Source organism: Kitasatospora sp. SolWspMP-SS2h (assembly GCF_003259315.1).
GTDB lineage: Bacteria > Actinomycetota > Actinomycetes > Streptomycetales > Streptomycetaceae > Kitasatospora > Kitasatospora fiedleri.
Window position 1 is genome coordinate 338,371 of sequence record NZ_QLLT01000004.1, and the last position, 13,114, is coordinate 351,484.

A 13,114-nucleotide genomic window follows, 5' to 3' on the forward strand; every position below is an offset into this window, starting at 1 on the left:
GCCGGGGCGGGTCAGTAGCGTCGGGGGCATGGACATCAAGCTTTCGCAGTGCTTCATCGCCGTCGACGACCACGACGCCGCGCTCGGCTTCTACCGCGACGCGCTCGGCCTGGAGGTGCGCAACGACGTCGGCTTCGAGGGGATGCGCTGGGTGACCCTCGGCTCGGCCGCCCAGCCCGAGGTCGAGGTCGTGCTGGAGCCCCCGGTCGCCGACCCGGGCGCCACCGAGGCCGACCGCCGGGCCGCCGCCGAACTGCTCGCCAAGGGCCTGCTGCGCGCCGTCAACTTCCGCACCTCCGACTGCGACGCCACCTTCGAGAAGATCCGCGCCACCGGGGCCGACGTGCTCCAGGAGCCGATGGACCAGCCCTACGGCGTCCGCGACTGCGCCTTCCGCGACCCGGCGGGCAACATGGTCCGCTTCGCCCAGCCCCGCGGGTAGCCCCCGCGCGCGCTGCCGCCCGGGAACCCTCCGGGCGGCAGCGCGCGCGTCCGGCCGCCGCCTCCCGCCACCCGGCTCAGCCCGCGAGCAGCGGGTAGTGGTCCGACAGGTCGGTGTAGGTGTACGAGGTGCCCCAGCTGCTGACCGTCCACGGCGCGGAGTGGAAGCGGTGCACGGTGTTGGTGTACTGCTGCGGGCGGGCGTGGTCGGCCCGGTACAGCACGTAGTCCAGGTCCTCCTTCGGCTCGCCCGGGTACCGGTAGGCCGCGATCGAGTTGTCGGCGGTGTCGAAGGAGTTCGCCCAGCCGGTGCGGGTGGTCGCCGGGGCCAGGTTGCCGTTGGCTAGCAGCGCCGGGTACTCGCCGCCGTGCGAGTCGATGTTCAGGTCGCCGGCCAGCACGATCGGTTCGTTCGCCGGGATCCGCCGGGCGTCCAGGAACGCCCGCATCGCCCGTAGCTGCTCGGCCCGGACGTCCGCGGCCTGCCCGCTCGCGCAGCCGGAGTCGGTGGACTGGAGGTGGGTGCCCACCACGTGGGTGCGCTGCCCGTTCACGTTGATCTGCGCGTAGACGAACCCCTTGTTGGACCACCAGTCCGAGCCGCAGGCGTCCTTGAACACGTACTGCTCCTTGCGCAGGATCGGCCACTTGCTCAGCAGCAGCACCCCGCCGTCCTCCGGGGTGGTGCTGCTGTAGCTGCCGGAGGTGGCGTCCCAGCCGGAGGTGGAGCGGCCCACCACCGGCGTGCGGTACGGGTAGGCGGCGGACGCCTTCGCGGCCAGTGCGTCCGAGGTCGCGTTGTCGAACGCCTCCTGGAGGACGACCACGTCGTGGCCCTGGAAGAAGTCCGCACCGGCGATCGCCTGGGCGCGCTGGGCCTGGCCCCAGTTGGGGTAGAGCGAGGTGCTCATCAGGAAGGTGTTGTAGCTGAGCACGTCCAGCGGGGCGACGGCGGCGGGCGCGGTCTCGGCGTGCGCGGCGGCCTGAGGAACCGTCAACAGGGCTGCGGCGGCGGTGAGTACGGCGGCGAGCCGGGTGCTGCGGGTGGTGGTCACGGGAACTCCGGGGGTGAGGGCCGGTCGATGTTGTGCAGTCAACTCGGGCCTCCGTGACACGGACAAGACGGCGGACGGCGGCCGGGTGAACTCGGCCGAAACACCCGCTACCGGTGGGTAGGAATCGGCCCCCCGTCCACTGTCAACCGAAGGTTGACACTCTCGGACTGTCAACCTAAGGTTGCCTCATGGCTGACACCTCTGGAGCGAAACCCTCCGTCCGGCTCGACGACCTGATCGAGGGCATCAAGAACTCGTACCCCGAAGCGCTCGACCAGCTCTCCAACGCGGTCCTGGTCGCCGACCACCTCGGCGACGTGGCCGACCACCTGATCGGCCACTTCGTCGACCAGGCCCGCCGCTCCGGCGCGTCCTGGACCGACATCGGCCGCAGCATGGGCGTCACCCGCCAGGCCGCCCAGAAGCGCTTCGTCCCCAAGGACCCGGGCGAGGTCACCGCGATCGACACCGCGCAGGGCTTCAACCGCTTCACCCCGCGCGCCCGCAACGTGGTGATGGCCGCCCACCAGGCCGCCAAGGACGCCCGCAACGACGAGGTCCGCCCCGCGCACCTGGTGCTCGGCCTGCTCGCCGAGCCCGAGGGCCTCGCCGCCGCCTACATCGTCACCAGCGGCGTCCCCCTCGACACCGTCCGCCGGGCCGCCCTGGCCGCGCTCCCGCCCGCCGTCGAGGACGCCCCCGAACTCGTCCCCTACGACGCCGGGGCCAAGAAGGCCCTCGAACTCACCATGCGCGAGTCCCTGCGCCTCGGGCACAACTACGTCGGCACCGAGCACCTGCTGCTCGCCCTGCTCGAACACGAGGCGGGCGACGGCGTCCTCACCTCCCTCGGCCTCGACAAGGCCGCCGCCGAGGCCGAGTTCCTCGCCACCCTCGCCCAACTCACCGCCGGGTCCTGACGATCCACCCCCCACCCCGCGGGCGGCGGGGCCGCCCGGGACGGGAGCGGCCCCGCCGCCCGCGGCCGTCCCCCGCCGCCCCGGCCGCTTCCGGCGGGCGAAACTCCGTTGACGCCGCGCCGGCGCGCCCGGTTCGCTGCTGCCGGGAACGATCCCGCACGCACGCACGTACGGAGGGTGGAGCACGCATGGCGTACCGACTGCAGGGCCCGGTGCTGGAGGGGCGGCTGGTGCGGCTGGAACCGCTGGAGCAGCGGCACGCCGCGGAGTTGGCGCGGGCGGCGGAGGAGGGCCGGGACAGCTACGGCTTCACCTGGGTGCCGCGCGCCGACGAGGTCGCCGGGTACGTCGAGACCCAGCGCGGCCGGGCCGAGACGGGGCTGGTCGCCCCGTACGCGCAGATCTCCACGGCCACCGGCCGGGCCGTCGGCGCGACCGCCTTCCTGGACCCGCGCACCCTGCCCGACACCGGCGTCCTGTACGCCGTCGAGATCGGCTTCAGCTGGCTCGCCGCCTCCGCGCAGGGCACCGGCGTCAACGCCGAGTCCAAGCTGCTGCTGTTCCGGCACGCCTTCGAGGAGTGGAACGTCCGCCGGGTCGACCTCAAGACCGACGCCCGCAACGAGCGCTCCCGCGCCGCGATCGCCGCCGTCGGCGCCCGCTTCGAGGGCGTCCTGCGCAACTGGTCGCGCTCCTGGGCCCCGGGGGAGGACGGCCGGCTGCGGGACGCGGCGATGTTCTCGATCACCGACGAGGAGTGGCCGCGGGCCGGGGCCGCCCTCCGGGAGCGCGTCGCCCGCTACGGGAAGTGACCTTTCGTCCGGTCACTTCCCGTGCGGGGGAGGGGGGTTGGCCGGGCCGGGCGGGGGCGGGGGCGCGCCGCCCATGCCGGTCGGCTTCCCGGACGGAGCTTTCTGCGGTGCCACGGTTCCCCTCCTCGGTGCGTCCGGCGGCGGCGCGGACCGCCGCCGGCAGGTGCGGTCAACGGCTGGATTCCCGCCGTGCGCCCGGCTGAAGCGAGCCCGCGTGCGCGCACGTCCGGGCAGCTCAGCGACTGCGGGACGATGATCCGATCATCGCTCCGACGCGGGCGGTCGCTCCGGCGTGGACGGCCGCTCCGGCGTGGACGGCCCCGCCGGGCGGACGGCCCACTGGTGGACGGTGCCCTGGTGCAGGGCGGCGTAGACGCGGTCGCGCAGCGCGTTGGCGTCCGCGTCGGTGAGGGTGCGGCGCAGGTCCCGCAGGACGACCTTGAGCAGCAGGTTCTGCTGGTCGGGACGGGCGCCCAGCCGGGCCAGGGCCTGCGGGGGGAGGGCGTGGCACGGGGTGGCGGAGAGGACCTCGACCGTCTCCACCCGGTCCGCGTCCGGGCCGAGGGCGTCCCGGACCCGGTCGCCGAGGTCCTCGGCGAGGTCGGCCCCGTCCACCGCGACGGACAGGTCGCGGCGGACCGCGGGCAGCGCGGAGACCGGCCGGTACGGCGCGAGGTCGGTGAGCTGGGCGGCGACGGCCGGATCGGCCGAGCGCAGCAGGCGGATGTCCGGAACGCCCTTGCGCAGCATCAGCACCCGGTCCAGGCCCATCCCGAGCGCCAGCCCGCTCCACCGCGGCCCCAGCCCGGCCCCGGCCAGCACCCGCGGATGGGCGAGCCCGCACTCGGCGACCTCCACCCAGGCGCCGTCCTCCGCGCTGCCGTCCTTCGCGCTGCCGTCCTCCGCGCTGCTGTTCCGCCCGCCGCTGCTCTGCCTGCCGCCGCCCGCCGCGACGTCCAGTTGGCGTCCCGCCAGGGTGTACGGGTGGACCCGCTCCTCGGTGCGGTACTCCGTGCCCGGCAGCAGCGCGTCCACCAGCACGGCGATCATCTCCGCCAGGTCCGCCGGACCGGCCGGGACCGGGCGGCGGGTCAGGTACCACAGGTCCAGCTGGTGCGGGGTGCCGCTGTGCAGCCGGTCGATGCTGTCGCGCCGGTACACCAGGCCCGGGCAGACCAGCAGCACCGCGTCCGGCGCCTCCCCGGCCGCCTCCTGCGCGGCGAGCGCCCGCAGCGCGCCGGGGACCAGCGCGCTGGAGTGGCTGCGCAGCATCCGCCGGTCGTCGACGTACCGGGTGTAGCGGGTGTCCCGGGTGACGTCGTCCGCGCGGTAGTTGAGGTGGTCGTAGTTGTCGGCGACGGTCACCGTCCGCTCGCCCCGGTGCACCCGCACCGCGCAGCCCCAGCGCCCGGCCAGCGCCTCCGCCGCGCGGTCGACGAGCAGTTGCAGGGCGTGCGGCCCGGCGGCCGGGTCGGTCAGGTCGCGGACGGCGAGGTCGCGGGCGAGCTGCTCCGCGGAGAGGGGGCGGACGGCGGTGGGGGCGGTGCTGCGGACAGGATCGGTGGACATGGCGGCCTCCGGAACTGGGCGGACGGGCGGGACGACGAGGGGGGAACACCACACCCCCCGGCCCCTGGGCACGACCCGCCACCGGGGGCCGACCCGCTCCGCCGGAGCACTGCCTCTCTCGCTACCGGCGCGACGGAACCCGCCCCCTGCGGCACCCATCGGGAGCCGGGGGGCCGGTAAATCGGCGGCAGAGCGCGACGACGGCCATGCCCGGAGTCTAGGCACCCCGCCCCGAGCCCCCGCAACCCGTTTTCGAACCGTTCGGCGACCCGTTTCCGACCGCCCCGGGACCGCCCCGGGACCGCCCGCGACCGCCTGACGCCCGCCGCTAGGCTGGGCGCCGCCACGGGAGGACCGGGGGCGGCGGAGGGGTGCGGCGATGACGGCGACCGGCGGGGTCGGGCAGGCGTACGACGGGGTGGCGGAGCTGTACGCCCACCTGTTCCGGGGCGAACTCGGCGGCCGGGACGACGAGTTGGCAGCGATCCGGCGGCTGGTCGCGGCACCTGCGGTGGCGGGGCGCGGACTTCCGGTGGGCGACCTCGGCTGCGGGCCGGGAGAGGCGACCGAACTGCTCGCCGGGTTCGGCGTCCGCGCCTTCGGCCTGGACCTCTCGGCCGGGATGCTGCGACAGGCCCGACTCGCCCACCCGGCACGGCCGTTCGTGCGGGGCTCGCTGACGGCGCTCCCGCTGGCGGACGCCGGCCTCGGCGCGATCCTCGCCCGCTACTCGCTGATCCACCTCCCGCCTGCCGAACTCCCCTCCGTCCTGGCCGAGTTGCGCCGCGTCCTGGCCCCCGGCGGGCTGCTGCTCACCGGTTTCTTCGCCGCCGACCCCGAACTCGGCGACACCGACCGCCCCGTCCCCTTCGACCACAAGGTCACCACCGCCCACCGCTGGCCGATCGACACCCTCGCCGGGCTCTTCCGTGCGGCCAGATTCACCGAGACCGCCCGCACCCTGCGCGCCCCCGCCCCCGACGAGCGCTTCCCGCAGGGGACGCTGCTGCTCCAGGGCTGAGGCCGTGGCGGCCGGTCCGGCGGGGCCGGGCGGTTTCAACTGCGCGCCTTCAACCGTGCGGGTGACGCACCACCAGCACCGCCTCGACCTCCTGCGCCACCGCCTCGTAGCGGTGCGGCACGTCCGCCGCCCAGCTGTGGTGGCCGCCGGGGCCGACCGTGGCGGGTGACGCCTCGGTGCCGACCAGCGCGGTGCCGGTCAGCACCACCAGGTGCTCCACCGTGCCCGGCGGGTGCGGGGCCGAACGGCGCACCCCGCCCGGCCGGATCCGGATCCGGTACGTCTCCGAGACCGCCGCCGCGTCCTCGAACCGCTCCAGTAGCACGGCGTCCAGCACCCGCCCGGACACCCCGGCGTTCAGCGCCCGCCCCGTCGCGGCCTCCCGGGCGGCCTGCTCGGGCGCCTGCAACGCGGCGCTCAGCGGCAGGCCGAGCGCGGTGGTCAGCGCGTACAGGGTCTCCAGGGTCGGGTTGCGGGTGCCCGCCTCCAACCCCGAGAGGGTGGCCTTGCCGAGGCCCGCGCGGCGGGCCAGCTCCGAGAGGGAGAGCCCGCGGGCGGTACGCAGTTCGCGCAGCCGCAGGCCGATCCGCGCCGAGAGGTCAGCGCTCGCCGAAGCCGGTTGATCCGTTGCTCGCATGCGGTCTATCGTTCCACACACGGAACGTTCCGTATGTGGAACGCGAATGCCCCGAGGAGCCCCCGTGGAACCAGCAGTACCCCTCGCCCTCCCGACCCGCAGCGCCCGGGTCGCGGCCGCCCTCGCCGCCGCAGGTGTTCCCGGGACGGTCCGCCGCCTCGCCGACTCCGCCCGCACCGCCGCCGAGGCCGCCGCCGCGCTCGGCTGCGAGGTCGGCGCGATCGCCAACAGCCTGGTGTTCGTCTCCGACGGCGAGCCCGTGCTCGTCCTCACCAGCGGACGCCACCGCGTCGACACCGCCGCCCTCGCCGCCCGCTGGGGCCGCGGCCCGCTCCGCCGGGCCACCCCCGAGCAGGTCCGGGAGGCCACCGGCCAGGCTATCGGCGGCGTCGCCCCGACCGGCCACCCCCGCCCGCTGCCGACCGCGGTCGACCGGGCCCTCACCGACTACCCCCAGGTCTGGGCCGCCGCCGGCACCCCGCACACGGTGTTCCCCACCACCACCGAAGAACTGCTCCGCCTCACCCGCGGCACCCTGCTCCCGGTCGGCCCCTGACCCGACCGGCCCCGCCGCCGGTCGGCAGGACGCCGTCGAGCCTGAGGCCGCCGACGCGCCCCGCCCGCCGGGGCCGGGGCCGGGCGTTCCGGGCCGACGGATCGAGCCGCCGGGGTGCCGGGTCGTCGGGTTGCCGGGTCGTCGGGCCGCTGGTTGGACGGGCCGGCGGGTGGTCGGGCGGTCACTTCGCCTACGGCGGCGCGGTCTGGTCGCCCGGCTCGATCAGGCCCGCCGGGTTGCCGGGGTGCCGGCTCGTCGGGCCGCTGAGCTGCCGGGCCGCCATGCCGTCGGGCCGACGGGTGGTCGGGCGGTCACTTCGGCTGCGGCGGTGCGGGCTGGTCGGCGGGTCCGATCCGTTCGTGCAGATCGGTGAGCAGGCGGTCGAGCAGGGCGGCGAGGTGGTGGCGTTCGGTGGGGGAGAGGCCGGTGACCAGGTCTGCCTCGCGGCCCAGGACGGCGTCCACCGAGCGTTCGATCAGGGCGTGTCCGTCCGGCGTCAGGGTGACCAGTACCGCCCGGCCGCCCGCCGGGTCGGGGGAGCGGCGCACCAGGCCCTCCCGTTCCGCCCGGGCCACCCGCTGGGAGGTCGCCCCCGCCGTGACCAGCGTCCGCCGGGTCAGCTCGCGGGTCGTCAGCTCGTACGGCGCGCCGGAGCGGCGCAGCACCGCCAGCAGGTCGAGCGTGGCCGCGTCGATCCCGGCGGCCCGCAGCACCCGGTTGCGGTCGTCCGCGAAGAGTTTGGCCAGCCGCCAGATCGGGGTGACGATCTCGATCGAGTCGGTGGGCGTGCCCGGCCGTTCCCGCTGCCACGCCGCCGCGATCGCCGCCGCCGAGCGGTCCCCCAGCGCCTCCGACCCCGGCCCGTCCGGCGGGCCGTCCGGCGGGCCGTCCGGCGTGTTGCGGCCGTCCGTGGAGCTGTCCGTGGAGCCGTCCGACGGGGCCGATGGCTCGGCCATGGGGGTTGCCTCCTGCCGTCCCGGGACCGTGTTTAGTGCTAAACGTAGCAGTCGCGGCCGCAGGGGGAAGCAGTGGCCCGTACCGTGCTCGTCACCGGGGGGAACCGGTGGGATCGCGGCGGGCCACGTCGAGGACACCGGCTTCCTCGGCGGGGCCCTCGCCGAGGAGCGCCGCCGCGCCCTGGTCGAGGAGACCCACGACAGGCGCCCCGACACCGTCGAGGACGTCGCCGCCACCGTGCACTTCCTCGCCTCGCCGGGCGCCCGCCACCTCACCGGACCGACCCTGCGCGTCAACGGCGGTGCCCGCACCGCCCGTTGAGCACCCGGCGCGGGTCAGGCGTTCTTCCGGGCCCGCTGCTCGGCCGCCCGCAGCAGCTCGGCGGTACCGGCCAGCCGACCGGCCGCGGTGGTCAGGGCCAGCCCGGCGTCGGGGGTGGTGCGGCGGTCGCCGGTGACGTCGGTCAGCTCCTGGAGGGACTCCATCAGCTCGGCGATCGCCCCCAGCAGCAGGTGCTCGTCCGCCGCCGGGACGGCCTCGCGGCGCACCCGCAGCGGGACGACCGCCTCCTCGCGGAGCTTGGCCCGCGACTCCTCCAGCCCGGTGACGGCCCTCTGCACTCCGGCGTCCACACCCGCTCCTCTCCACCGCGGCCGGACGGCCGACCGCCGCCCGTAGGAGGGCGACCTACCCGCCCCCGGACCGCCGCACCCCTCACCGCACCCACCCGGCGGAGCTCGCCCCACCCCCGCGCGCCCGCCCGCCGAAGCACGCGCCCCACCGCCGTCCGCCCCACCGCCGTCCGCCCCACCGCCGTCCGCCCCCCCGCCGCCGCACGCCCCGCCGCAGCTCGCTCCACCGTCGCCGCACGTCCGGCCGCGTCCTTCCCGCCCGCCGCCGCGCCCCGCCACTAGCCTGGCCCGATGAGCGAGCAGCACGGCGGGAAGGGCCGACGGCCGCGGTACCGGGCGCTGTCGCCGCTGCGGGAGCACCTGCGCGAGGCGTTCTGGTTCGCCCCGCTGCTGACCTGTCTCGGCGCGGTGCTGCTGGCCGGGCTGACCGACCTGCTGGACCGGGAGATCTTCGCCGAGGCCGCGGCCGAGCAGGCCGCCGACACCCTGCTGTCGTTCGGCTCGGCCGCCAAGAGCGTGGTCTCCACCGTCAGCTCCGCGATGCTGACCTTCATCGGCGTGGTGTTCTCGATCTCGCTGGTCTCGCTCCAGATGGCCGCCAGCCAGTTCAGCCCCCGGGTGCTGCGGCTGTACGTGCGCAGCCGCCTGATCAAGGCGACCTTCGCCACCTGCCTGGCCACCTTCGTCTACACGCTGCTGGTCCAGCTCGGCTACGACGACACCACCGACTCGGCCCGCGCGGTGTCCGTCCCGATCGTCTCCACCGTGGTCGCGCTCGCCCTGGTGATGCTCAGCCTGGCGCTGTTCGTGCTGTACGTGCAGGCGACGCTGCGCCTGCTGCGGGTGCCGCACGTGATCGACCGGGTCACCGGCGAGTCGCTGCGGGTGCTCCAGGACTACCGCTGGCTGGCCCCGGCCGCCGGACCGGCGCCCGGCGGGGCCGCCGAGGGGCCGACCCTGCTGCACGAGGGACGCGGCGGCGTCCTGCGGGACGTCAACATCCGCCGGCTGATCCGGGTCGCCCGGCGGCACGGCACGGTGCTGCACCAGGTGCCCCGGATCGGCGACTTCATCGCCCCCGGCACCCCCACCGTGGTGGTGGTCGGCGGCACCCCGCCCCGGCCGCGCCGGATCACCACCGCGCTGAACGTCGGCGTCGACCGGACCATGCACCAGGACCTCAGCTTCGGCTTCCGCCAGCTCGTCGACATCGCCATCCGGGCGCTCTCCCCGGCCGTCAACGACCCCACCACCGCCGTCCAGGCCGTCGACCGGATCCACCAACTGCTCGCCGTGCTGGCCCCGGTCCACCTCGGCGAGCTGCGCCACCGCGACCGGGACGGCGCGGTGCGGCTGGTCCAGCCGGTGCCCGGCTGGGAGGCCACCGTCGACCTGGCCTTCACCGAGATCCGCAGCTGCGGCGCCGGCCAGCCCCAGGTCACCCGCCGCCTGGCCGCCGCCCTCGACGACCTGCTGCGGATCACCCCCGAACCCCGCCGCGCCCCGCTGCTGCTCCAGCGCGCCCTCCTCGAACGCGCCGTCGCCGAAGCCGTCCGCGACGCCGACAACCGAGCCTTCGCGCTGACCCCCGACCGCCAGGGCATCGGCTGACCCCCTCCGCTTCCCCTCCGATTCCGCCGGAACGCCGCACCGCCCGGAACGGGAGCCGTTCCGGGCGGTGCGTCCTGGTCGCGTACGGGGGTCAGCCGGTGGCGCGGTTGGCGCCCCGCTCCAGCGAGGCCAGGTACCGGTTGTACGCCTCCAGCTCGGCGTCGCCGTCCCGGTCGGCGGCCCGGTCGCGGCGGCGGGCCTGGCGCTCCTCGGACTTGGCCCACTGGAGGGTGAGCGCGATCAGCACGATCGCGGTGGGGATCTCGCCGAACGCCCAGGTGATGCCGCCCGCCAGCTGCTGGTCGTCGTGCAGGTTCGTCCCGGCGGGCGCCGTCGCGGTGGAGAAGGTGGAGACCAGCTGCCCGGAGGCCATCATCACCGCGACGCCGAAGAACGCGTGGAACGGCATGCCCATGAACAGCTCGATGATCCGCATCACGAAGCCGGGGCGGTGCGGGCCGGGGTCGACGCCCATGATCGGCCAGAAGAACAGCAGGCCGACGGCGAGGAAGTGCAGCATCATCGCCAGGTGCCCGACCCGGTACTGCATTAGGAAGTCGAACAGCGGCGTGAAGTACAGCACGTACAGGCTGGCGATGAACGCCGGGATGGTGAACGCCGGGTGCGAGACGATCCGCACGTAGGTGGAGTGCAGCAGGGCGACCAGCAGTTCGCGCGGGCCCCGGCCGCTGCCCTTGCGGGCCGGGCGCAGGGCGCGCAGCGCCAGGGTGATCGGGCCGCCGAGCAGCAGCAGGATCGGGGAGAGCATGGACAGCACCATGTGCTGCATCATGTGGGCGCTGAACAGCACCATGCCGTAGTCGTTCAGGCCGGTGTTGGTGACCAGCAGGACGGTGCCGACGCCCGCCGTCCAGGCGACCACCCGGCCGGCCGGCCACTTGTCGCCGCGCCGCCACAGCCGGACGGCACCCGCCAGGTACAGGCCGAGGGCGAGCGCGCAGAACACCAGGTAGGGCCAGTCCGGCGACCACTCCAGGGCGCGGGAGAAGGTGAAGGGGGGGAGTGGTCCCCCTCCGTGGTGGTGCATCCCCGTCATGCCGTCGCCCATCGGGCGGCCCCGCTTTCGTCCATGCCGACCGGGCCGCCGCGCGCGCGGCGGCCCGGTCGGCCCGGTGTGGCCCGGTCCGGTTTGGTCCGGTTTCGTTCGGGCCCAGCCTAGGCGGCGCTTACCGCGGCCCGGCGAGCGCCCCCGGGACGAGGGCGTCCGCGTCGGCCCGGCCCCGGGCGCGGCCGTCGACCGCCCGGCGGGCCCGCCGGTCCGTCCGGTCCCCGGGCCCGCGGTCCGGGAGGCCGCGGCTCACCACGTGACCGGCAGCGCCCGCAGGCCGCGGAAGACCAGTTCCGGCACGTAGGCGAGCTCGGACTCGTCCACGGCGAGGCGCAGCCCCGGATACCGTTTCAGCACGGACCCGATCGCCACCCGCATCTCCCGGCGGGCCAGCGCCGCGCCGAGGCAGAAGTGCGGCCCGTGCCCGAAGGCGAGGTGTGCGGCCGGTCCTTCGCGGGTGATGTCGAAGCGGCCCGGGTCCGGGTACGCGCCGGGGTCGCGGTTGGCCGCGACGATGACCGGCAGCACCGGTTGGCCCGCCGCCAGGCGGACGCCCTCCAGCTCGACGGGCTCGGTCGTGACCCGGACCTCCGCCGAGCTGAAGAGCCGGCTGTAGCGCAGCAGTTCGTCGACCGCCGGTCCGATCAGGTCCGGTGCCGACCGCAGCAGCGCGAGCTGGTCCGGGTGGCGCAGCAGGGTCAGGAACGAGTTGCCCAGCTGGTTGACGGTCGTCTCGTGGCCGGCGATCAGCAGGCCCTCCAGGTTGGCCAGCAGCTCGGGCTCGGTGAGGTGGTCGCCCTCGTCGTTGGCGGCGACCATGGCCGAGATCAGCCCGTCGTCCGGCCGCGCCCGCTTCTGCCGCACCAGATCGGCGAGCCAGTCCTGCATCTCGCCCTGGGCGGACCGCAGTTCGTCCGGGGTGATGTCCGTGACGAACAGCCGCCTGGTCCACCTGCGGATGGCCCCCGCCTCGGAGTAGGGCACGCCGAGCAGCTCGCAGATGACCATCAGCGGCAGGGGGGCGCAGAGACCCGCCACCAGATCCGCGGGGGGTTCGAGGGCGTCGAGCAAGGAGTCCACGACGGACTGCACCCGCGGTTCGAGCCGGTCGACCATGCGCGGGCTGAACGCCTGCGCCATCAGCTTGCGCAGGCGGGCGTGGCGCTCGCCGTCCAGGCTGGTGACCAGCAACGGGTCGGCGGCGACGGACAGTTTCAGCGGGCTGCCCGGAAGCGTCGCCGCCTCCCGGCTGAACCGGCTGTCGCTCAGGACCTGCCGCACCGCCCGGTGGGAGAGGGCGAGCCACACCTCCGCCGCCCCCATCGTCGCGAGGACGACCGGGGCCTGTGCGAGCAGGGCCTCGGCCTCGGGCTCGTCGTCGAGGTGGTGCGGCGTGGTGAAGGGGAACGTGGCTTGCATCGCTGCCTCCTGACTGGGCGTCACCGGAGCCGGGCACCGGGTGCCGGGCCGCGAACGGCCGCGAACTGCCGCGGACGGTGCGGGGAACGGTGCGGGGAACGGTGACGGCCGGATGGTGGGCCGCCGACGGCGGCGGTGGCGTCGGCGGCCGGTCCGCCCGATCCGGGCGGTGAGCGCCGTGCGGCGGTTTTTCCGGGTGGCCGGACGACGGTCGGGGACGTTCTTCTGCGCGCGTGCGAACGGGATTCTAGGGCGTTGTCACCGGCGGCGTCGATGGTGCCCCGTGAACCCGTTCCGGGCGTGCCGGTGCGGGGGGCGGCCGGACTTCCGCGAGAAACGGCGCGTTTCCCGGGCACAGCACGAATCGCGCCACGGCGCCTTTGTCGTGCAGGCATATGACATTGCGAGGTGCCTC

General features: G+C 75.3%; 14 protein-coding genes. 7 read left to right on the forward strand and 7 right to left on the reverse strand.

The window, feature by feature from the left end; genetic code table 11:
• Window positions 1-28 precede the first annotated feature (28 nt).
• Window positions 29-442, forward strand: a complete 414-nt coding sequence (locus K353_RS07420) for a VOC family protein (protein ID WP_100834958.1) — start codon at window positions 29-31, stop codon at window positions 440-442.
• A gap of 76 nt (window positions 443-518) precedes the next feature.
• Here K353_RS07420 and sph read toward each other — a convergent pair whose 3' ends face one another.
• Complete coding sequence (sph, locus tag K353_RS07425) at window positions 519-1,496, reverse strand: sphingomyelin phosphodiesterase (protein WP_111552755.1); 978 nt, start codon at window positions 1,494-1,496, stop codon at window positions 519-521.
• A gap of 188 nt (window positions 1,497-1,684) precedes the next feature.
• On the opposite strand from sph, the gene K353_RS07430 reads away from it, so the two are divergent.
• Window positions 1,685-2,416 (forward strand): Clp protease N-terminal domain-containing protein, encoded by a 732-nt coding sequence (locus tag K353_RS07430; RefSeq protein ID WP_111552756.1) that lies wholly within the window; start codon window positions 1,685-1,687, stop codon window positions 2,414-2,416.
• Between the two features lie 188 nt (window positions 2,417-2,604).
• Window positions 2,605-3,228: a GNAT family N-acetyltransferase gene (locus K353_RS07435; protein ID WP_111552757.1), complete on the forward strand. Its 624-nt coding sequence runs from the start codon at window positions 2,605-2,607 to the stop codon at window positions 3,226-3,228.
• Between the two features lie 261 nt (window positions 3,229-3,489).
• Here K353_RS07435 and K353_RS07440 read toward each other — a convergent pair whose 3' ends face one another.
• On the reverse strand, window positions 3,490-4,797 hold the full coding sequence (locus tag K353_RS07440) for a hypothetical protein (protein WP_111552758.1): 1,308 nt from the start codon (window positions 4,795-4,797) through the stop codon (window positions 3,490-3,492).
• 379 nt (window positions 4,798-5,176) lie between these two features.
• On the opposite strand from K353_RS07440, the gene K353_RS36805 reads away from it, so the two are divergent.
• Window positions 5,177-5,818 carry a class I SAM-dependent methyltransferase gene (locus tag K353_RS36805; RefSeq protein WP_111552759.1) on the forward strand — a complete coding sequence of 214 codons (642 nt, stop codon included), beginning with the start codon at window positions 5,177-5,179 and terminating at the stop codon, window positions 5,816-5,818.
• Between the two features lie 49 nt (window positions 5,819-5,867).
• Here the strand turns inward: K353_RS36805 and K353_RS07450 are convergent, their stop codons facing one another.
• On the reverse strand, window positions 5,868-6,455 hold the full coding sequence (locus K353_RS07450; RefSeq protein ID WP_111552760.1) for a helix-turn-helix domain-containing protein: 588 nt from the start codon (window positions 6,453-6,455) through the stop codon (window positions 5,868-5,870).
• Window positions 6,456-6,501: 46 nt separating this feature from the next.
• On the opposite strand from K353_RS07450, the gene K353_RS07455 reads away from it, so the two are divergent.
• The gene (locus tag K353_RS07455; protein ID WP_111552761.1) at window positions 6,502-7,011 is read left to right on the forward strand and encodes a YbaK/EbsC family protein; all 510 of its coding nucleotides are present in this window, start codon (window positions 6,502-6,504) and stop codon (window positions 7,009-7,011) included.
• 311 nt (window positions 7,012-7,322) lie between these two features.
• Here K353_RS07455 and K353_RS07460 read toward each other — a convergent pair whose 3' ends face one another.
• On the reverse strand, window positions 7,323-7,967 hold the full coding sequence (locus K353_RS07460) for a MarR family winged helix-turn-helix transcriptional regulator (RefSeq protein ID WP_233533430.1): 645 nt from the start codon (window positions 7,965-7,967) through the stop codon (window positions 7,323-7,325).
• A 28-nt stretch (window positions 7,968-7,995) separates the two neighbouring features.
• Here K353_RS07460 and K353_RS33720 point away from each other — a divergent pair, with 28 nt between their 5' ends.
• On the forward strand, window positions 7,996-8,289 hold the full coding sequence (locus K353_RS33720; RefSeq protein ID WP_146616421.1) for a hypothetical protein: 294 nt from the start codon (window positions 7,996-7,998) through the stop codon (window positions 8,287-8,289).
• Between the two features lie 14 nt (window positions 8,290-8,303).
• On the opposite strand, the gene K353_RS07465 is transcribed toward K353_RS33720, so the two are convergent.
• Window positions 8,304-8,600, reverse strand: coding sequence for a hypothetical protein (locus K353_RS07465; RefSeq protein ID WP_111552762.1), 297 nt, complete (start codon window positions 8,598-8,600; stop codon window positions 8,304-8,306).
• 291 nt (window positions 8,601-8,891) lie between these two features.
• On the opposite strand from K353_RS07465, the gene K353_RS07475 reads away from it, so the two are divergent.
• Window positions 8,892-10,211, forward strand: a complete 1,320-nt coding sequence (locus K353_RS07475; protein ID WP_111552763.1) for a DUF2254 domain-containing protein — start codon at window positions 8,892-8,894, stop codon at window positions 10,209-10,211.
• A gap of 91 nt (window positions 10,212-10,302) precedes the next feature.
• On the opposite strand, the gene K353_RS07480 is transcribed toward K353_RS07475, so the two are convergent.
• Together K353_RS07480 and K353_RS07485 are read right to left on the reverse strand one after the other, a co-directional pair.
• On the reverse strand, window positions 10,303-11,259 hold the full coding sequence (locus K353_RS07480) for a cytochrome c oxidase assembly protein (protein WP_111552805.1): 957 nt from the start codon (window positions 11,257-11,259) through the stop codon (window positions 10,303-10,305).
• Between the two features lie 270 nt (window positions 11,260-11,529).
• On the reverse strand, window positions 11,530-12,699 hold the full coding sequence (locus K353_RS07485) for a cytochrome P450 (protein ID WP_111552764.1): 1,170 nt from the start codon (window positions 12,697-12,699) through the stop codon (window positions 11,530-11,532).
• Between the last annotated feature and the right edge of the window lie 415 nt (window positions 12,700-13,114).

Bases quoted from the DNA above. Each gene is read 5' to 3' on its own strand.
- K353_RS07420 (WP_100834958.1), top strand. From the start codon at position 29: ATGGACATCAAGCTTTCGCAGTGCTTCATCGCCGTCGACGACCACGAC.
- K353_RS07430 (WP_111552756.1), top strand. From the start codon at position 1,685: ATGGCTGACACCTCTGGAGCGAAACCCTCCGTCCGGCTCGACGACCTG.
- K353_RS07435 (WP_111552757.1), top strand. From the start codon at position 2,605: ATGGCGTACCGACTGCAGGGCCCGGTGCTGGAGGGGCGGCTGGTGCGG.
- K353_RS07440 (WP_111552758.1), bottom strand. From the start codon at position 4,797: ATGTCCACCGATCCTGTCCGCAGCACCGCCCCCACCGCCGTCCGCCCC.
- K353_RS36805 (WP_111552759.1), top strand. From the start codon at position 5,177: ATGACGGCGACCGGCGGGGTCGGGCAGGCGTACGACGGGGTGGCGGAG.
- K353_RS07450 (WP_111552760.1), bottom strand. From the start codon at position 6,455: ATGCGAGCAACGGATCAACCGGCTTCGGCGAGCGCTGACCTCTCGGCG.
- K353_RS07455 (WP_111552761.1), top strand. From the start codon at position 6,502: ATGCCCCGAGGAGCCCCCGTGGAACCAGCAGTACCCCTCGCCCTCCCG.
- K353_RS07460 (WP_233533430.1), bottom strand. From the start codon at position 7,967: ATGGCCGAGCCATCGGCCCCGTCGGACGGCTCCACGGACAGCTCCACG.
- K353_RS07475 (WP_111552763.1), top strand. From the start codon at position 8,892: ATGAGCGAGCAGCACGGCGGGAAGGGCCGACGGCCGCGGTACCGGGCG.
- K353_RS07480 (WP_111552805.1), bottom strand. From the start codon at position 11,259: ATGCACCACCACGGAGGGGGACCACTCCCCCCCTTCACCTTCTCCCGC.
- K353_RS07485 (WP_111552764.1), bottom strand. From the start codon at position 12,699: ATGCAAGCCACGTTCCCCTTCACCACGCCGCACCACCTCGACGACGAG.